This window comes from Janibacter corallicola NBRC 107790 (assembly GCF_001570965.1).
GTDB classification, from domain to species: domain Bacteria; phylum Actinomycetota; class Actinomycetes; order Actinomycetales; family Dermatophilaceae; genus Janibacter; species Janibacter corallicola.
Window position 1 is genome coordinate 1 of sequence record NZ_BCSR01000052.1, and the last position, 18,389, is coordinate 18,389.

Consider the following 18,389-nt stretch of genomic DNA (forward strand, 5'->3'; position numbering starts at 1 on the left):
CCCGCCGCTGCGGCCCGAGCCGGCGATGCGGCTGACGCAGCGGCAGCAGGCGAAGGTGGACCGGCACGTCGGGCGGACCGTCCACGGCACGCCGGACCAGGTGGCCGAGCAGCTCGCGGCGCTGGTCGCGCGCACCGGCGCCGACGAGATCCTCGCCTGGGTCTCGACCCATGACCGGGGTGCCCAGGACCGCACCGACGTCGCGCTGGCCGCGATGGCCGGCCCCTGACCGGCTGGGTGGAGGCGCCCGGAGACGACCATGGCCCCCGGCTCGAGCCGGGGGCCATTCGGTGGTGGAGCTGAGGGGATTCGAACCCCTGACCTTCTCATTGCGAACGAGACGCGCTACCAACTGCGCCACAGCCCCTGGGTGCGTCAAGCACGATAACACTGGCCCGGACCGGCACTGAAATTCGGGCTAGAGTCGGCCGTAGTCGAGCGCGAAGGGGAGGCGCATGGGTCTGCGGAGCCGCATCACCGCGCTGCGGTCATCACGGCTGCCGCGGCCGCCCGAGGACCGCCGGATCGTCGTCACGACGGCACCGTCCACCCGGGACGGCTCCGGCTCCGTGCCGTCCGGGTTCCGCGCGGCCTCGGAGTGGGCCTGGCGGGCCCTCGTGCTCGCCGTGGCGATCATCGCGCTGCTCAAGCTCGTCTCGATCCTGCGCGAGGTCGTCTTCCCGGTGATCATCGCGCTGCTGCTCGCGGCGCTGCTCGACCCGGTCTTCCGCCGGCTGCGGGTCGTCCTCCCCCGGGCGCTGGCCGCACTCGTCACCGTGCTCGGGACGCTCGCGGTCATCGTCGCCCTCTTCAGCTTCGTGGGGAACCAGTTCGCCGCCCAGCTGGGCGACATCGTCGGGCAGGTCGACCAGGGCATCACGCAGAGCCGGGCCTGGCTCGAGCGCTCCTTCGGCCTGAGCCACGGGCAGCTGACCACGTGGTTCGTCGAGCAGTGGGACAAGCTCGCCGAGAGCGACCGGGTGCAGCAGGCGGCCACCCAGGCGGGGGTGACCGTCGGCAGCGTCATCACCGGCTTCCTGCTGGCGATGTTCACCCTCTTCTTCTTCCTCTACGACGGCGCCGGCATCTGGGCGTGGGTCGTGCGGCTCTTCCCCCGCGGCGCCCGGGCGAGGGTCCTCTCCAGCGGCGCGATCGCGTGGAGCCAGCTGAAGGCCTTCACCAAGGCCACGGTGTTCGTCGCCGGGGTCGATGCGGTCGGGATCGGCCTGAGCGCCTTCGCCCTCGGTGTCCCCTTCGCCTCCGGCATCGGCCTGCTCGTCTTCCTCGGCTCCTTCGTCCCGATCGTCGGGGCGCTCGTCTCCGGGTTCATCGCCGTCGCGCTCGCCTTCGTCACGCAGGGGCCGATCACCGCGCTGCTCATGCTCCTCGCCGTCATCGCCGTGCAGCAGATCGAGCAGCAGCTCCTCCAGCCGCTCGTGCTCGGGCGCGCCGTGCGGATCCACCCGCTCGCGGTGATCCTCGGCATCACGACCGGCGTGATCGTCGGCGGCATCATCGGGGCGCTCGTCGCGGTCCCCCTCGTAGCCGTGCTCAACGCGGTCGGCCACAACCTCATGGAGGACGAGCACCCGGGATCCGGGCCGGAGGAGTCCCCCGGGACATGAGCGAAGGGGGCCGGCGGCCCCCTTCGTCCTCCGCTGCGCCTCAGCGCCAGCCGACGAGCGCCGGGAGCTCCTCGTCCTCGACGTCGATGACCTGGGGCACCTCACCGGAGGCGGCGGTCAGCGGCTGCTGCTGCGGCACCGAAGGAGCGATCGGGGCGCGGTCGGCCCGGGCCTTCATCGTGTAGGTGGGGCGGGGCACCGGGGTCGGCTGCCAGGTACCCGGCTCGGGGTCGGCGAGCGGCGCGGCCGGCTCGGCGACGGGCTCGTCCTCGGTGATGTCGTAGAACTGCGAACGCCGACGGGGGGCCTCGCGGGGCTCCTCCTCGCGCACCGTCGGGGCGGCACTGCGCTGCGGCTCCGCGGTCCCACGGACCTGCCGGCGCGGTCGGGCGGCCGGGGCCGTCGGGGCCTCCTCCTGCCGGCGGGCGGCGGTCCGCTCCTGGACGACACGACGGCGCAGCCAGACGAAGGACCCCCCGACGGCGAGCAGCCAGAGCACGGGGGTCCACCAGGGCAGCGGACCGAAGGCGGCGACGAGCAGGATCACCGGCAGCAGCGCGGTGGTGGCGACAAGGGTCAGGCCACGGGCCCTGCGGGAGACCTGGCCCGGCCGGAACGAGGGCCGCTGCACGGTCGGCTCCTCGACCTCCTCGACCGTGGGAGCAGGAGCGGCACTCGCCGGACGCGCCGCGCGCGTCGGCTTCAGGGAGTAGGAGCGGGACGGGCCGGGGTCCGCCTGCTGCTGCATGCCGCGCTCCCCGAGGACGCGCATGGCCTCGGAGAAGCGGTCGGCCGTGCGGACCGTGGCCAGATGGTCACGGCGCTTGATCCAGTGCCCCAGCAGGTAGACGGCCCAGATCCCCACGACGAGGACGAAGATGAGGCTGCTCGGCTGCACGGGGCCAACGCTATGCAGCCCGGCGACGAACGTGGTGCACCTTACTCGGTGTGTCGCGCACGTGACGGGTGTTGCGGACGTGAAAGACGTCCGATGAGCCCGTCCGGGCCCAGCTCCTCGCTCGTCACAGCGAAGGAGCGGTGGTCGCGCCAGTCGCCGTCGATGTGCAGCAGCCGCCGCTTCAGTCCCTCCTCGCGCAGCCCGAGCTTGGCGGCGACGGCGAGGCTGGCGGCGTTCTCCGGCCGGATGTCGACCTGGAGCCGGTGCAGCGCAAGGCCCTTCGGCGCCAGGAGGTGATCACCGACGAGCGCCGCGGCGGTCGGCGTGATCCACCGACCAGCCACCTCCCGGCCGACCCAGTAGCCCAGACTCGCCGAGCGCATCGCCCCGTGGACGATGCTGCTCGCGCTCACCATCCCGACGAGCCGCTCCCGCACCACGATCACCCAGGAGAGGGCGGTGCCCTCGCGAGCCCCGCGGTCGAGGGAGCGCACGTAGCCGCGGAAGTCGCCCGCGATGTCCCGCCGTGGCAGACCGCCCGGCGGCACGGTCGGGTCCCATGGCGCGAGCCAGTCGGCGTTGCGGGAGCGCAGCGCGAGGAACTCCTCCCGGTCCGAGCGCACCAGCGCCCGCAGCGCGATCGGCTCCCCGAAGGGGGTGGCCCCGGTGAGCATCGGGAGCCGGGAGCGCCCCATCAGGCCGACAGCTCGGTCTGCCCGTGCAGCCGGGTCCCGTCGGCCACCACGGCCGGTCCGTCGGTGGCCACGACGCGCACGTCGCCGCTCGCGCTCACCCCTTCGCCGAAGGTCACGTCGCCCTCGACGGCGAAGGAGGTGCACTCGAGCAGGGAGGGCGCCCCCTTCGGGAAACGCGTGTCGAAGTCGCCGACGAACTTGTAGGTCTTGTCCAGGGAGACCCGCGGGTCGGGTCGCCCGGTGCGGGAGACGATCCGGGAGTCCCCGTCCAGGCCGAAGACGTCGCTGCGCAGCAGCAGCAGCTCGTTGGTGCTCTTCACCGGCCGGAAGCGGGTACGTGGCACGCGCAGGGCGGCGCTGCCCTCGAAGGCCTCGACGGCGGTCCCCATCGCGGACTCGATCTGGATGATGTCCGGGCTCTCCGGCCGGGTCGGGTCCACCGTCTTGCGGTTGACGATGATCGGCAGCCCGAGCACGCCCTCGCGCTCGTCCAGCAGCCGCTCGAGCGCCGCGAGGTCGACCCAGAGGTTGTTGGTGTTGAACCACCGGTGCCGGTCGGTGTCCTGGAAGGCCTCCTCGTCCTCCGGGAGGACCATCGCGGACTCGCGCAGGATGAGCCGGCCGTCCTCGCGGCGCACCGCGACGTGGCCACCCTTGCGGTCGTTGACGGTCCGCTCGGCGACCTCCGCGGCGAAGGGGATGCCCTCCCGGACCATCCACGCCGCGATGTCCGGGTCGCAGGTGGCGCCGAGGTTGTCCGCATTGGAGATGAAGGCGTAGCGGATGCCCGCCTCGCGCATGCTGCGCAGCAGGCCGGAAGCGGCGAGCGAGACGTAGACGTCGCCGTGGCCGGGCGGGCACCACTCCAGCTCGGGGTCCTCCGGCCAGGAGACCGGCGCGAGGGTGTCCGCGTCGAGCTTGGGCTCCATGCTCTGGAGGAAGTCCAGCGGCAGCGCCTGGTCGGCCAGCTGCGGGTACCGCTGCAGGATCGCGAGTGACTCCTCACGGGTGCGGAAGGAGTTCATCAGCACCAGCGGCGGGCGGGCGCCGTGGCGCTCCTCGAGGGCGATGACCTGACGGGCGATGATGTCCAGGAAGCTCAGGCCGTCACGGGCGACCAGCGCCGACTTCGGGCCGGAGACACCCATGCTCGTACCGAGCCCGCCGTTGAGCTTGACGACGGCGACCTGCCGGAGCGCGGCGGCCCGCTCCTCGTCGTCGGCCTCGATCGCGGAGAGCTCCGGCACCTCGACCAGCGGGTCGATCTCGGACTCGGGCACCTTGCCGCGGGCGCCGTCGGCCAGCTGCTGCCAGTAGTGCTCGAAAACCGTGATCGCGCGCGGGTCCACCCCGCGCTCGCGCATCCGTGCCGCCGCCTGGTTCCGCGCATCGGGTTCCATGCGGGTCACCCTACGATGAGCCCGTGGAGGCGAAGGGGGATGTCCGTCGCCGGTTGCGGGAGACCCGCCGCCGGATCGTCGCCCTGCGCGACCTCGACGCCGACGCGGCCGACCTCGCGCGGCGGGTGGCCCCCTTCGTCACGGGGCTGCCCTCCGGCGCAACGGTGCTCTCCTACGAATCACTGCCCCACGAGCCCCCGACCGGGGACGTCCACACGCTGCTGCTGGAGGCCGGTCACCGGGTGCTCGTCCCGATCACGCTGCCGGACCGGCGCCTGGACTGGTGCCGGCTCGGCGACCCCGACCGGCGCCCGCTGGGCATCGACTCCCCGCGCGGGGCGGACCTGGCGGTCATCCCCGCGCTGGCGGTCGACCGCGCCGGCACCCGGCTCGGCCAGGGCGGCGGGTGCTACGACCGGGTGCTGCCGATGCTGCCCGCGGGCACCCCCGTGCTGGCCCTGCTCCACCCCGGCGAGGCGGGCGCCGGCCCCCTTCCCCGGGACGAGCACGACGTGCCCGTGCACACCCTCGTGACGGCCGAGGGGGTCCACGGCGTCGGTCCGGGAGAGGCGATCCGCCGATGACCGCGGTGGAGGCAGCCACCGGATTCGGGCTGCCCGAGCTCTCCCCGGTCCTGCTCGTCTCCTCCCTCATCCTCATCGTCTGCGTCGCCGCCGTGCGCCTCGCGACGACGTCCGGGCTGCCGACGCTGCTGCTCTACCTGGCCATCGGGCTGGCCGTGGGCAACCAGGGGCTGGGGATCGACTTCACCTCGGAGCAGATGGCCCAGGTCCTCGGCTACTCGGCCCTCGTGCTCATCCTCGTCGAGGGCGGCCTGACCACCCGGTGGGAGTCGATCCGTCCCTCCGTCGGGCCGGCGCTGTCCCTCGCGACCGTGGGCGTGCTCGTCTCCGTGGGCGCCGTGGCGGTGGCCCTGCACCAGGTCCTCGGGACGGACTGGCGGGTGAGCCTGCTCATCGGCGCGATCCTCGCCTCGACCGACGCGGCCGCCGTCTTCTCGGTGCTGCGGGTCGTGCCGCTCCCCCGGCGGATCTCCGGGGTGCTCGAGGCCGAGTCCGGCTTCAACGACGCCCCGGTCGTCCTGCTCGTCACCGCGCTGTCGATGCAGATCGCCCACCCGGCCGAGGCCGATCCGTGGTGGGTGCTCGGCCTGCACGCGGGCGTCGAGCTCGCCGGCGGTGCCGTCATCGGCCTGGCCGTCGGGTGGCTCGGGGGCCGGCTGATGCGCCTGCTCGCCCAGGGGACCTCCGGCCTCTTCAGCATCGGCATCGTCTCCCTCGGGGTGCTCGCCTTCGCCACGGCCTCGGTCGCGCACACCTCGGGCTTCATCGCCTGCTACCTGGCGGCGCTCGTGCTCGGCAACATGGACCTGCCGCACCGCCAGTCTGTCTCCGGCTTCGCCGAGGCCCTCGGCTGGCTCGCCCAGATCGGGCTCTTCGTCATGCTCGGCATGCTGGCCAACCCCAGCGGCTTCATCGACCAGGTGCCGCGGGCGATCATCGCCGGCCTCGTGCTGCTCCTGCTCGGGAGGCCGTTGTCGGTGCTCGTCTCGCTCGCGCCCTTCGGCTTCCGGTGGCAGGAACTGACCTTCCTCTCCTGGGCCGGGCTGCGCGGGGCCGTGCCGGTCGTGCTCGCCACCGTCCCGATGACCACGCGGGCGCCGCACACCGGGTGGATCTTCGACCTGGTCTTCATGCTCGTCGTGATCTTCACCCTCGTGCAGGCCCCGCTCCTGCCGTGGATGGCCAGGGCGCTGAAGGTCACCGAGCCCAGCCGGGCCACCGGCGTGCTCGTCGAGTCGGTGCCGTTGGAGCAGATGGGCGCCGAGATGCTCGAGGTCCTCGTCACCCCCGGTTCGAAGCTCGCCGGCACCGAGGTCTACGAGCTGCGCCTGCCGCGGCGGGCGAACGTCTCGCTCGTCGTCCGCGGCGAGGACACCTTCGTCCCGGATGCGCACACCCGGCTCTGGACCGGGGACCAGCTCCTCGTCGTCACCCCGGGCACGGCCCGCGCGAGGACGGAGGAGCGGCTGGAGGCGGTGAGCCGTCACGGGCGGCTGGCCGGCTGGCGACGCGACGTATGATGGTCTCGCCATGCCTACCTATGCCTATGTCTGCGCCGACTGCGGTCACGCCTTCGATGCGGCGCAGTCCTTCACCGATGACTCCCTGACCGTCTGCCCGGAGTGCTCCGGCCGGCTGCGCAAGCAGTTCGGTGCCGTGGGCGTGGTCTTCAAGGGCAGCGGGTTCTACAAGACGGACTCCCGGACCACGGGCGAGAAGGGGTCGAGCAGCTCCTCGAACAACTCGTCGGGCACCAGCTCCTCCTCGAACGGCTCGTCCGGTGGCGCCACCGACGGCGGCACCACCACCTCGAGCACCTCCTCGGAGTCGTCCACATCCTCGAGCGCGAGCAGCACCTCGTCCACCGCGAGCTGAACCGGCCCCGATCCCGGGCGATGCCTCCATAGCGTCGCCGCATGGCCGGATCACGACTCGCCCAGCACCTGCCCTCCCTCTTCGGGCCCTCCCGCCGCGCGGCGTGGCGGCTGTCGGTGGTGCGACGACTCCTGGCGCTGGCAGCCCTGCTGCTCGCGGTCCGGCTCGCCGTCGGCGCGACGTCCCCTCCCGACGAGGCGGCGCCCCCGCCCGCCCCGGCGAAGGGCGCGACGGTCGTGCTCCCGCTGGCCTCCGCCGTCGACCTGCCCGCCGGGTCGCGGGTGACGGTCTACGCCGCCGGCCGCGCCCGACCCGTCGCCCATCGGGCGAGGCTCGTCGAGGCCGCGGACCCGGGGACCACGGGGCAGCCCCGGGCGCAGGTGTCGGTGCCGGAGGAGCAGGTCGGTCCGATCGTCCAGGAGCTGGGGGTGTCCCCGCGGGTGAGCTTCGTCCTCGTCGGCCGCCCCGGGGACGGGTGATCACACGGTGTCGCGAGTGTCACGGCGACACACCGCCGTTGCGGTTGCGACTGCATGACACGTTCTGGACAATCTCTCTGCTGGATGGCGAAGGGGCCGTCCCGTCATGCCATCTTCCAGAAGGGAACATCATGCAGGGTTTCAAGGAGTTCTTGCTCCGGGGCAATCTCGTCGAGATCGCCGTCGGTCTGATCATCGCGACCTCGTTCGCGACCGTCGTCTCGACCTTCACCGACCTGCTCCTGAGCGCCATCGCCAAGGTCATCGGAGCCAACCCGGACTTCACCAGCTTCAAGCCCGCGGGGCTTCCGGTCGGTGCCTTCATCACCGCCGTCATCGCCTTCCTCATCCTCGCTGCGGTCGTCTACTTCGGCGTCGTCAAGCCGTACACCGCCATGCGTGAGCGCTTCGCTCCCGTCGCGGAGGAGGCCGACGAGATCGAGCTGCTCACCGAGATCCGGGACGCCCTCACCAAGGCCTGAACCACGCACGAAGGGGTCCGGTCACCGTCATGGTGACCGGACCCCTTCGTGGTGCCCGGGCGGCTCAGTCCCAGTGCGGAGGCCGCTGCTCGCGCAACCAGCGCTCGTGGGCGTCCTCCTCGGGGTACTCGCCCCAGCCCTCCGCGGTGTCGTCGCGGGTCTGCTCGGGGCGCCGGCGCCGCACTCGCGGGCGCTGCTGCCCGTCCGACTGCCCCGCTTCCGGGTCCTTCTCCGTCTCGCTCATGGCGATCCCTCCTCACCGTCGACGGCGCGTCGCACGGCCCGGTGGACCTCGGCCTCCTGGCGGGCCGGGTCGGCGAAGATGTCCGTCGTCCAGAGTCGCAGGTGTCCCCACCCGAGGTCGAGCAGTCGCTCGATGAGGATGCGGTCACGCTGCCGGGTGGAGGCCAGGCCGGCGTAGCCGGGGCCGTCCACGTCGACCGCGACGAGCCAGCGGCTGGTGTCGCGCGGGTCGGCGACCGCGATGTCGATGCGGTACTCGCCGGCACCGACGTTCGTCCCGACGACGAGGCCGGCAGCACGCAGCCTCTCGACGAAGCCCTGCAGCAGGGGGCTCAGCGACTCCTCGTCGGCCTCCGGCTCCTCGGTCGGTCGGTCGAGCGCGCGCAGCAGGGTCCGCAGCGCCGCGTGGCCGGGCAGGTGGCCCCACTCACCGTCGAGGTCGCCGGGGTTCAGCGTGGTCACCCAGGTCGCGACGTGCCGGGCGCGGGTCGCGGCGAGCAGCACCAACCGCTCCCCCTCGGGGCCGCTCAGCTCCCCGAAGCGGTGGACCATCCGCCCGTCGGGCGTGTGCCCGTGGCCGACCGAGATGATCATCCTGTCCCGCTGCTCACGCTGCCACCGGGCGGCGGGCTTGATGGCGAGCGCTTCGGCGAGCTCCTCGACGGCGTCGGCGAGCTCGGGCTCGTCCCGGAGCAGCTCGGCGAGCGCCTCGGTGATCCGCTCGGCGTGGTGCTCCCCGAAGGTGAGCACCCCGAGGGAGTGCATCGGGTGCTCGAGCAGGTGCCGGCGGACCTCCGCGACGACGGCGCCGACCTCTGCGGGGGTCGACTCCACGAGACCGGTCTCCTCGTCCAGGGGCGCGCCGTGCCCCTCGACGCGGCGCAGCCGCACGTCCTCCCGGGGCCCCGGGGCCGGCGGATGGACGACCTCGGCGGCACCGGCCCCCTTCGCGAGGAGTCCGGTCACGCGGGGGCGCGGGGAGGCGCTGTCCCGCAGCGTCTCCCCCGGCAGCACCTGCTGGGCGACGTCGGCGAGCGACTCGGTGGGTGCGGCCGGCGCCGGGACACCCGCGTCCGCGGTCCAGGTGCGCGGCGGGAGCTGCCCCCGGTCACCGATGACGAGCAGCTGGCGTCCGCGCACGACGGCCGAGAGGGTGCGGGCCAGCGTCGTGCGGGACGCGTCGTCGACGATCACCAGGTCGAATTCCTGCTCCGGTGGCATCACCTGGCCGACGACGAAGGGGGGCATGGCCCAGGCCGGGGCGGCGGCCGTGAGGAGCGGTTCCCAGCTCGTGAGGGCCCGGCTCCACGGCAGCCCGGGCAGGTACCCGTCGTGGACCGCGGCGACGTCGCGGGAGAGCGGGCGCAGCCGGCGACCGACCTTGCGGAAACGTTCGCGCTGCTCGGTCGCGATGCGGGTGGCGTTGACCTGCATGCTCGCCCGGTCGGCGTCGGCGAAGGAGCGCAGCGCCTCGTCGAGCTGCTTGCCGGTCACGCCGGAGTAGCGCTCGTCCCGGCCGGCCTCCTCGAGCACCGAGGTCCACCAGACGAAGCGCACCTCGTCGGCGACGGACTCCGGGGGCACCTGCCGCCTGATGAGGTCCTCGAGCAGGTCGCCGAGCCCCCGGCCCCGCAGGTCGTCGAGGTCGTCGATGACGTCCGGGACGATCCGGGCCCCGGCGGCGTCGCCCGCCAGGTCCGTGAGCAGCTCCTCGAGCCGCTCCCACCCGGTCTCGAGGAGGCCGTCGGCGAAGCCGATGACGGAGCCGACGTGGGTCAGGTCGGCGTAGACCTTCTCGTAGGCGGCGTGGGCGGCGTCGATGTCGGTGGGGACCCGCGGCCGGCCGCCGCCCCCGGTGAGCGTGGACCAGGTCCGCTGCTGCTCGGCGACGCGGGCGAGCGCCGCGTGCAGGTCCTCCGGTGGCCTGCCGGGGCGCAGCAGCTTCCGGGCCCGGCCGCGCAGCCGGCGCCGCTCGAGCATGCCCAGCCGGGCCGAGTCCGGGCCGGGGTCGGTCGCGGCACACATGTCCTCGAGCGGGGCGTCGAAGATCTCCGGCCGGAAGACCTCGAAGGTGTCCCGGACCTGCTCGATCCCGGCGAGGAACCGGCCGTACTCCGAGGGACTCGTGGCGCGGGGCTCGGCGATGCCGGTGAAGACCTCGGTCATCGTCGTGCGGAGTCGGGCCAGCGCCCCCTCGCGGCCGCGGAGGCGCTCCACCGCGGCGAGCACCTCGTCGACGTCGTCCTGACCGGTGAGGCGCGCCCCGGTCCACGGGGCGCTCTCCCGTCCCGGCCGCCACAGCCGGCGGCGCGCCAGGGAGGCGAGCTGCTCGGCGGCCGCCTCCCGGCCCCCTTCGTCCATCGCCGCGAGCGCGGAGCCGCGCAGGCGCACCCGTGAGCGGGGTGCGGGGCGGCGGGCACCGAGGGAGACGACCGCGTCCTGCGCCTGCGCGATGCTGACCCCCCACGGGTCGCGGGGCTCGTGCAGCGCCTCGGTGTGCCCCTCGAGCACCGTGGCCGCGGCGGCGGCGCGTGCGCCCGGTGTGCGGTCATCGCCCGGGGCAGAGGACTGCTGCCACCTGCCGACGACCTCCTCGGGGTCGGCCTCGGTGGTCGGGTCCGGGACGATGAGCACGAGCTCGCCCAGCCCGGCGCCGGCGAGCTCGTGGGCCGCGGTCTCGAGGGCGGTGTGCTTCTCGGCCACGAGGAGCACCCGACGCCCGCGCCCGGCCTGCGCGGCGATGGTGGCGGCGATGAGCCGACCCGCACCGGTGCCGGGGGGCGCGTCGACGTAGATGCTCTCCCCCGCAGCGACCCGGTCGAGGACGAGCTGCTGGTCCGAGGTGAGGTCCAGGACGGCCTCGTCGGCGGTGCTGGGCGCCTGCTCGCCGGGCTCGATCGGCTGCTTCGTGAGGAGCGCGCTCGCGATCTCGTGGCGTTCGGCCTGCTCGTCGGCGATGATCCGGGCCAGGTCGGCCAGCTCCTCCGCCTTGCCGTACGGGAAGGAGCCGATGGCGATCCGGTCGGTGACGGTCAGGCCGGACAGGTCCGCGCACTCCTTCTCGAGGGCGGCGTAGACCGGCGCCGGGTTGAAGCCACGGCCCTCGCGGCGACCGAGGGAGACCAGCGCCTCTCCGTCGATCGTGCGGCGCAGCGCCCGCTGCAGGTAGGTCAGCAGCGCCGGGTTGAACTCCACCCGCTCGTCGAAGTCGAGGGCGAAGTCGGGCCCCGGGCGCAGCCGCCGCAGCCGGCAGCGACGCAGCAGCACGGGCGCGAGCGGGCGCTCCTGCTCGCCGGACACCGGCCAGGAGGCGGCGCCCATCGCGAGGAAGCAGGTGTGCACCCCGTGCTCCTCGGCGATGAGGTCGCAGTGCTCGGTGAGGCGCCGGGCCATCGCCTGCACCCGTCGCAGCGAGCTCGGCTCCCGGACGAGGTCGGAGAGGCGGGCGTCGTGACCGGCGAGCAGCATCGCCACCCCGCCGGGGTGCGCGGTCGTCAGCTCCAGGACGTCGGGGTCGTGGGCCGGCCAGATGAGCGTGTTGGGGCCGCCCAGCTCCATGAGCTCGACGCGTTGGGAGTCGAGCGCAGCCGGCATCTGGGCCGGGGTCGACGAGGGCGTGGTCACGAGAGCAACGCTAACAACGCCCCGACCCGCTCCGGCCCCGAGGACGCACCGTGAGAGAGAGGCCACCGCCCGGGCCGTTACCCTTGTGCGGGTGCGCCGAGCGCGCACGTGCCTCCGTAGCTCAGGGGAAGAGCACTTCTCTCCTAAAGAAGGTGTCGCAGGTTCGATTCCTGCCGGGGGCGCCGATGTCCTGGGTCGCGTCACCGCCTACACGGTGACGCGGCGGCCATGCCCGATCGTCGAAGCCCGCGGGGCGTCGTCGATGTCGCGACTCACCGGTCGACGACCACGCCATCCTCCACGGCCCGACCTGCCAACGATGTCGTGAACCCGGACACTGCCGGGGGCGCGACCCGCGTTGACGCCCCCTGCCTCCCGACCTAACCTGAACGCCGTTCACCTGAACGCTGTTCGGGCTTCGATCGAGAGGACCACGATGACCGACGCGAGCACCACCTTCGACGCCCTGGCCGAGCGCATCCTCGCCGGGGGCCGCGCCACGGAGGAGGACGCGCTGGCCGTCCTGCGCTCCGCCGACGAGGACCTGCTGCACGTCGTCGCGGCGGCCTCCCGGCTGCGGCGGGCCCACTTCGGCCGCACGGTCAAGGTCAACTACCTCGTCAACCTCCGCTCCGGGATGTGCCCCGAGAACTGCAACTACTGCTCCCAGGCGCTCGGCTCGGACGCGCCGATCCTCACCTACTCCTGGCTGACCACGGAGCAGGCGCTGGAGCAGGCCACCGCCGGGATGCGCGGCGGCGCGAGTCGGGTGTGCATGGTCAGCAGCGGTCGTGGCCCGAGCGAGCGCGACGTCGACCGGGTCGCGGGGATGGTCGGGGCGCTCAAGGAGGCCGACCCCGAGGTCGAGGTCTGTGCCTGCCTCGGCCTGCTCAGGGACGGTCAGGCGGAGCGCCTGCGCGCTGCCGGGGTCGACGCCTACAACCACAACATCAACACCGCCGAGTCCCACCACGAGCAGATCGTGCAGACCCACAGCTATGCCGACCGGGTCGAGACCATCACCCGGGCGAAGGGGGCCGGCCTCTCCCCCTGCTCCGGCCTCATCGCGGGGCTCGGCGAGTCCGACGAGCAGCTCGTCGAGGCGCTCTTCGCCCTGCGCGGCCTAGACTCGGACTCCATCCCGGTCAACTTCCTCATCCCCTTCGACGGCACCCCCCTCGAGGGCCACTGGGAGCTGACGCCGGCCGCGTGCGTGCGGATCCTCGCGATGGCCCGCTTCGTCTGCCCCGACCGCGAGGTGCGCATCGCCGGCGGCCGGGAGATGCACCTGCGCTCCCTGCAGGGACTCGCGCTGCACGTGGCGAACTCGATCTTCCTCGGGGACTACCTGACCTCCGAGGGCCAGGCGGCCGAGGACGACCTCCGGCTGATCCGCGACAACGGTTTCGTCGTGCTCGGCAGCGACGAGGAGCGGGCCGAGTCCGCGACCACTCCCGAGATCCGGCGGCGCGGCGCCGGCACCGAGGTCCCCGCCAACGCCTGAGCCGGGCGACACTCCGCGAGGCGGGCCCGCTAAACTGGCGTCACCCCCGGACCCTGCCGAGAGGCCCCCGTGACCCTGCTGCTGCTCGCCCACTTCGTGGCGGCGGCAGGCGCCCCCGGGCTGACCCGCCTCATCGACCGGCGGGTCTTCCTCGTCCTCGCGCTCGTCCCGGGCGCCGCCTTCGTCTGGCTGCTCGCGCAGACCCCCGCGGTCACCGCCGGCCACGCCGTCGTCGAGACCGTCCACTGGGTCCCGACGCTGGACATGCACTTCACGATGCGCCTCGAGGCGCTGCAGTGGGAGCTCGCCCTGCTCGTGACGGGGGTCGGGGCGCTGGCCCTGGCCTACTGCGCCTGGTACTTCAAGGAGGGCGAACCCGGCCTGTGGCGCTTCAGCAGCGTCTTCACGGCCTTCGCCGGCGCCATGCTCGGCCTCGTGCTCGCCGACAACCTCATGGCGCTGTACATCTTCTGGGAGCTGACGACGATCTTCAGCTACACGCTGATCGGTCACAACCCCGTCCGCTCGGCGAACCGCCGCTCGGCGACCCAGGCCCTCCTCGTGACGACCTTCGGCGGGCTCGCGATGCTCGTCGGCACCATCGTCCTGGGCGAGAGCGCCGGCTACACGATCAGCGAGCTGCTCGAGAACCCGCCGGAGCCCGGGGCCCTGACCACCACCGCCGTCCTGCTCGTCCTCGTCGGCGCCCTGACGAAGTCCGCCCAGATCCCCTTCCACTTCTGGCTGCCGGGTGCGATGGCCGCGCCGACCCCGGTGAGCGCGTACCTGCACGCCGCGTCGATGGTCAAGGCCGGCATCTACCTCGTGCTGCTGCTCGCGCCGATCTTCGCCACCATTCCCGGCTGGCAGGTCCTCACCGTGGGGTTCGGGCTCGTGACGATGCTCATCGGCGGCTGGCACGCCCTCCGCCAGACCGACATCAAGCTGCTGCTCGCCTACGGCACGGTCAGCCAGCTCGGCATGATCACCGCCATGTCGGGCATCGGCACCCGGGCCGCCGGTGTCGCCGCCCTCGCCCTCGTGCTCTCCCACGCGCTCTTCAAGTCCACCCTCTTCCTCACCGTCGGGATCATCGACAAGGGCACGGGCACCCGCGACCTAACCCGGCTGCACGGCCTCGGACGGCGGGCACCGGTGCTCGCCACCGCTGCCGTCATCGCGGCCGCCTCGATGGCCGGCCTGCCCCCGATGATCGGCTTCGTCGGCAAGGAGTCGGCGCTCGCCGCGGCCCTGGAGTCCGGTCACGACCAGCTCGAAGGGAGCGCCGCCTGGCTCGTCGTCGCCGGCCTCGTGGTCGGCTCGGTCCTCACCGTGGCCTACTCCGCCCGCTTCCTCTGGGGCGCCTTCGCCACGAAACCCAGCCACGGGCGCACCCCCGCGCCCACCCCCTTCGACGCCCCGTGGCAGATGCTCGCGGCGCCGGTGCTGCTCGCGGGACTGACGCTGGCCACCGGCTTCCTCGGAGGGCCGCTCAGCGAGGCGATGGCCCCGTACGCCGAGGAGCTGGCCGGGCCGCCCGCGCCGGAGCTGGCCCTCTGGCACGGGTTGAACCCGGCCCTCGGCCTCTCGGCCGTCGCCATCGGCGGCGGTCTCGCGCTCTTCCTCGCCCGCGATGCCCTCGCCCGGCTGCAGGACCGGCTGCCCTCGACCCCGACCGCGGAGCGCGGCTACCAGCGGGTCCTGCTCGCCCTCGAACGCTCCGCCGTGGAGGTCACCGCGATCGCCCAGGTCGGGTCGCTGCCGATCTACCTCGCGACGATCTTCCTCGTCGTCACCATCCCCGGCGTCGTCGCAGCGAGCGCACTCACCGGGGGCGTGGACGTGCGGCTCTGGGACACCCCCAGCCAGGCCGGGATCGGGCTGATCATCATCGCCGCCGGCATCCTCGCGACCCGGGCGCGCAACCGGCTGCAGGCGGTGATGTTCGTCGGCCTCACCGGGTACGGCCTGGCGCTGCTCTTCCACCTGCACGCTGCGCCCGACCTCGCCCTGACCCAGGTCCTCGTCGAGACCTTCTCACTCGTGGTCTTCGTGCTCGTGCTGCGCAAGCTCCCGCCGGACGTGCGCCGCCGGCCGTTGGCCCGCAGCCGCTCCTGGCGGCTGGCCGTCAGCGTCGCGGTCGGGCTCTCGGTGAGCCTCATCGCCCTCGCCGCCACCGGCTCCCGGGTCGCCGAGCCGATCTCCCGGGCCTTCCCCGAGGCCGCCTACGCCTTCGGGCACGGCCGCAACGTCGTCAACGTGACGCTCGTGGACATCCGCGCCTGGGACACCCTCGGCGAGATCTCCGTCCTCGTCGCCGCCGCCACCGGCATCGCGAGCCTCGTCTTCGTGCGCAACCAGGACGTCCGCCAGTCCTGGGCCATCCGCCGCGAGCTGGCCGAGGTGCGCGACGCGCTGCCGCCGGAGCGGCGCTCGGTCATCCTGGAGACCGCGACGCGACTCGTCTTCCACGCGATGATCGCCGTCTCGCTGTACCTGCTCTTCGCCGGTCACAACCAGACCGGCGGCGGCTTCGCCGGTGGGCTGGTCCTCGGGCTGGCGCTGCTCGTGCGCTACCTGGCCGGAGGCCGGCACGAGCTGGACCTCGCCGCCCACATCAGCGCCGGCGCGGTGCTCGGTGCGGGGCTGGCCGTCTCCGCGGTCTCCGCCCTCGCCCCGCTGGCCTTCGGTGGCACGGTGCTGCAGTCGACCGTGTTCGACCTCGACCTGCCGGTCTGGGGCGAGGTCCACCTCGTCACCGCGCTCGCCTTCGACATCGGCGTCTACCTCATCGTCGTCGGGCTCGCCCTCGACGTCGTGCGCTCCCTCGGCGGCGGCGTCGACCGGCACTCCGAGGAGGACCAGGCCCAGTCATGACCCCGAGCCTCACGCTGATCGTCGTCGCCGGATTCCTCGTCGCCTGCGGCGTCTACCTGCTGCTCGAGCGGGCCCTCACCCGGGTCGTGCTCGGCCTGGTACTCACGAGCAACGGCGTCGCCACGCTCTTCCTCGTCGTCTCGGGACCGGCGAAGGGAGCCCCCTTCGTCGGCCGGCGGGCGCCGGATGACATGAGTGATCCGCTGCCGCAGGCGATGGTCCTGACAGCGATCGTCATCTCGTTGGCCACGGTCGGCTTCGTGCTGGCGCTGGCCTACCGGCAGTGGCGCCTCACCGGCAGCGACGACGTGCCCGACGACGCCGAGGACGACCTGATCCGCGAGCTCGCGCGCCGCGACGAGGCCTCCGCCACCTACGACCCGGACACCCAGTCCACGACCGAGGCCGACGAGGAGGGCGTGTCCGCATGACGACGGCCAACCTCCTCCCCCTGCCCGTGGTGCTCCCCCTCCTCGGTGCCGCACTGACCCTCGTGGCCCGCTACAACCGCCGCGTCCAGGCGATCATCAGCATCACCGTCCTCACGGTCAGCCTCGCGGTCGCGGTCGCGCTCATGTGGCACACCCACGCGGAGGGGCCGACCGCCCTCTGGCTCGGGGCCTGGCCGGAGCCACTCGGCATCACGCTCGTCGCGGACCGGCTCTCCGCCCTGATGCTGCTCATCAGCAGCTTCGTCATCCTCTCCGTGCTGGTCTTCGCCATCGGGCAGCGCGTCGCGGACGGGGACGAGGACGCCCCGCTGGCCATCTACTTCCCGACCTACCTCGTGCTCTCGGCGGGCGTCTCCAACGCCTTCCTCGCCGGCGACCTGTTCAACCTCTTCGTCAGCTTCGAGATGCTGCTCTTCGCCTCGTACGTGCTCCTCACCCTCGGGGGGAGCCGGCAACGGATCCGGGCGAGCACGACCTACGTCATCGTCAGCATGGTCTCCTCCTTCCTCTTCCTCGTGGCCATCGCCGCGGTGTACGCCGTGGCCGGGACGGTCAACCTGGCCCAGCTGAGCCTGCGGCTGCCGCACGTCGACGACCGCGTCGCGCTCGCCGTGCAGCTGAGCCTGCTCACCGCCTTCGGCATCAAGGCCGCGGTCTTCCCCATGTCGGCGTGGCTGCCGGACTCCTACCCCTCCGCCCCGGCACCGGTCAGCGCGGTCTTCGCCGGCCTGCTGACGAAGGTCGGCGTCTACGCGATCATCCGCACCCAGTTCCTGCTCTTCCCCGACTCGCCGCTGTCGAACCTGATCATGGGGCTCGGCCTGATGACGATGCTCGTGGGCATCCTCGGAGCGGTCGCGCAGCCGGGCATCAAGCGGATGCTCTCCTTCACCCTCGTCAGCCACATCGGCTACATGCTCTTCGGCATCGGCCTGGCCACCCAGCTGGGGCTGTCCTCCGCGATCTTCTACGTCGCGCACCACATCGTGGTCCAGACCGCGCTCTTCCTCGTCAGCGGACTCATCGAACGCGTCGGCGGCGCGACCTCCATCCACCGGCTCGGTGGCCTCGCCGCCGCCTCACCCGTGCTGGGTGTGCTCTTCTTCGTCCCCGCGATGAACCTCGCCGGCATCCCGCCCTTCTCCGGGTTCATCGGCAAGGTCGGGCTGATCCAGGCGGGGACGCAGGTCGCGACACCGATGGCCTGGCTGCTCGTCGCGGGGTCGGTCATCACCGCGCTGCTCACCCTCTACGCCGTGTCGAAGACGTGGAGCTACGCCTTCTGGCGGCCGCGCTCCACCGGCGAGGAGCAGACCCGGGAGATCCCTGCCCTCACCCCGTACTTCGGCAGGCTCAGCGACGCGATCGGGCCCACGATGGCCGCGGTCCGGGCGCCATCGAGCCCGATCATCCCGCCGGACGAGCCGCCCCCGACCCGGTCGATGCCGCCCCTGATGCTGGCGGGCACCAGCGCCGTCGTCGCCTTCAGCGTCGGCCTCTCCCTGGCCGCCGGGCCGCTCTTCGGCTACACCGACGCCGCCGCGGCGCAGATGAAGGGCTCCAGCGGTTACGTCGAGGCCGTCCTGGCGAAGGAGGCACCGTGAGCACCCCGAGGCACCAGCGCCGCACCCGCCAACGTGGCGGGTGGCAG

The 18,389-nt window shown here is 73.0% G+C and carries 15 protein-coding genes, 2 tRNA genes and 1 pseudogene; 12 read left to right on the forward strand and 6 right to left on the reverse strand.

Annotated features, from left to right (window positions below; genetic code table 11):
* Positions 1 to 229: pseudogene (locus JCO01S_RS15985) on the forward strand (LLM class flavin-dependent oxidoreductase); the annotation flags it as partial.
* A gap of 62 nt (positions 230 to 291) precedes the next feature.
* Here the strand turns inward: JCO01S_RS15985 and JCO01S_RS13635 are convergent.
* Positions 292 to 367: transfer RNA gene (locus JCO01S_RS13635), tRNA-Ala, on the reverse strand.
* 88 nt (positions 368 to 455) lie between these two features.
* Here JCO01S_RS13635 and JCO01S_RS13640 point away from each other — a divergent pair.
* The gene (locus JCO01S_RS13640) at positions 456 to 1,625 is read left to right on the forward strand and encodes an AI-2E family transporter (protein WP_084342931.1); all 1,170 of its coding nucleotides are present in this window, start codon (positions 456 to 458) and stop codon (positions 1,623 to 1,625) included.
* A gap of 40 nt (positions 1,626 to 1,665) precedes the next feature.
* Here the strand turns inward: JCO01S_RS13640 and JCO01S_RS13645 are convergent, their stop codons facing one another.
* The 3 genes from JCO01S_RS13645 to JCO01S_RS13655 are packed head-to-tail and all read right to left on the reverse strand — an operon-like array spanning position 1,666 to position 4,618.
* On the reverse strand, positions 1,666 to 2,523 hold the full coding sequence (locus JCO01S_RS13645; protein ID WP_068256841.1) for a SepX/GlpR family protein: 858 nt from the start codon (positions 2,521 to 2,523) through the stop codon (positions 1,666 to 1,668).
* Positions 2,524 to 2,564: 41 nt separating this feature from the next.
* Positions 2,565 to 3,218, reverse strand: coding sequence for a GNAT family N-acetyltransferase (locus JCO01S_RS13650; RefSeq protein WP_245634451.1), 654 nt, complete (start codon positions 3,216 to 3,218; stop codon positions 2,565 to 2,567).
* Positions 3,218 to 4,618 carry a UTP--glucose-1-phosphate uridylyltransferase gene (locus tag JCO01S_RS13655; RefSeq protein WP_068256844.1) on the reverse strand — a complete coding sequence of 467 codons (1,401 nt, stop codon included), beginning with the start codon at positions 4,616 to 4,618 and terminating at the stop codon, positions 3,218 to 3,220. The genes JCO01S_RS13650 and JCO01S_RS13655 overlap by 1 nt, the downstream gene beginning before the upstream one ends.
* 23 nt (positions 4,619 to 4,641) lie before the next feature.
* Between JCO01S_RS13655 and JCO01S_RS13660 the strand changes: the two genes are divergently transcribed.
* From JCO01S_RS13660 to JCO01S_RS13680, 5 genes are all read left to right on the forward strand, one after another.
* Entirely contained in the window at positions 4,642 to 5,202 is a 561-nt protein-coding gene (locus tag JCO01S_RS13660) for a 5-formyltetrahydrofolate cyclo-ligase (RefSeq protein WP_068256847.1), read from the forward strand.
* Positions 5,199 to 6,722: a potassium/proton antiporter gene (locus tag JCO01S_RS13665; RefSeq protein ID WP_068256853.1), complete on the forward strand. Its 1,524-nt coding sequence runs from the start codon at positions 5,199 to 5,201 to the stop codon at positions 6,720 to 6,722. Before JCO01S_RS13660 ends, JCO01S_RS13665 begins: the two co-directional genes overlap by 4 nt.
* A gap of 10 nt (positions 6,723 to 6,732) precedes the next feature.
* The gene (locus JCO01S_RS15535) at positions 6,733 to 7,077 is read left to right on the forward strand and encodes an FmdB family zinc ribbon protein (RefSeq protein ID WP_084342932.1); all 345 of its coding nucleotides are present in this window, start codon (positions 6,733 to 6,735) and stop codon (positions 7,075 to 7,077) included.
* Between the two features lie 41 nt (positions 7,078 to 7,118).
* Positions 7,119 to 7,556 carry a hypothetical protein gene (locus tag JCO01S_RS13675; RefSeq protein ID WP_068256860.1) on the forward strand — a complete coding sequence of 146 codons (438 nt, stop codon included), beginning with the start codon at positions 7,119 to 7,121 and terminating at the stop codon, positions 7,554 to 7,556.
* 131 nt (positions 7,557 to 7,687) lie between these two features.
* Complete coding sequence (locus JCO01S_RS13680) at positions 7,688 to 8,038, forward strand: MscL family protein (RefSeq protein WP_068256863.1); 351 nt, start codon at positions 7,688 to 7,690, stop codon at positions 8,036 to 8,038.
* A 64-nt stretch (positions 8,039 to 8,102) separates the two neighbouring features.
* Here the strand turns inward: JCO01S_RS13680 and JCO01S_RS13685 are convergent, their stop codons facing one another.
* Both JCO01S_RS13685 and JCO01S_RS13690 read right to left on the reverse strand, forming a co-directional pair.
* Positions 8,103 to 8,282, reverse strand: a complete 180-nt coding sequence (locus tag JCO01S_RS13685) for a hypothetical protein (protein ID WP_068256865.1) — start codon at positions 8,280 to 8,282, stop codon at positions 8,103 to 8,105.
* Entirely contained in the window at positions 8,279 to 11,905 is a 3,627-nt protein-coding gene (locus JCO01S_RS13690; protein ID WP_068256867.1) for a PDDEXK-like endonuclease domain-containing protein, read from the reverse strand. The genes JCO01S_RS13685 and JCO01S_RS13690 overlap by 4 nt, the downstream gene beginning before the upstream one ends.
* Before the next feature lie 110 nt (positions 11,906 to 12,015).
* On the opposite strand from JCO01S_RS13690, the gene JCO01S_RS13695 reads away from it, so the two are divergent.
* The 5 genes from JCO01S_RS13695 (at position 12,016) to JCO01S_RS13715 (ending at position 18,342) form a co-directional block, all read left to right on the forward strand.
* Positions 12,016 to 12,087 (forward strand) — tRNA-Arg (locus tag JCO01S_RS13695).
* A 254-nt stretch (positions 12,088 to 12,341) separates the two neighbouring features.
* Positions 12,342 to 13,409 carry a biotin synthase BioB gene (gene bioB, locus JCO01S_RS13700; RefSeq protein WP_068256870.1) on the forward strand — a complete coding sequence of 356 codons (1,068 nt, stop codon included), beginning with the start codon at positions 12,342 to 12,344 and terminating at the stop codon, positions 13,407 to 13,409.
* Positions 13,410 to 13,478: 69 nt separating this feature from the next.
* Entirely contained in the window at positions 13,479 to 16,286 is a 2,808-nt protein-coding gene (locus JCO01S_RS13705; RefSeq protein WP_068256873.1) for a Na+/H+ antiporter subunit A, read from the forward strand.
* Positions 16,283 to 16,717: a Na(+)/H(+) antiporter subunit C gene (locus JCO01S_RS13710; protein WP_068256876.1), complete on the forward strand. Its 435-nt coding sequence runs from the start codon at positions 16,283 to 16,285 to the stop codon at positions 16,715 to 16,717. The genes JCO01S_RS13705 and JCO01S_RS13710 overlap by 4 nt, the downstream gene beginning before the upstream one ends.
* Positions 16,714 to 18,342, forward strand: a complete 1,629-nt coding sequence (locus JCO01S_RS13715) for a Na+/H+ antiporter subunit D (RefSeq protein WP_068256879.1) — start codon at positions 16,714 to 16,716, stop codon at positions 18,340 to 18,342. The genes JCO01S_RS13710 and JCO01S_RS13715 overlap by 4 nt, the downstream gene beginning before the upstream one ends.
* The last annotated feature ends 47 nt before the right edge of the window (positions 18,343 to 18,389 follow it).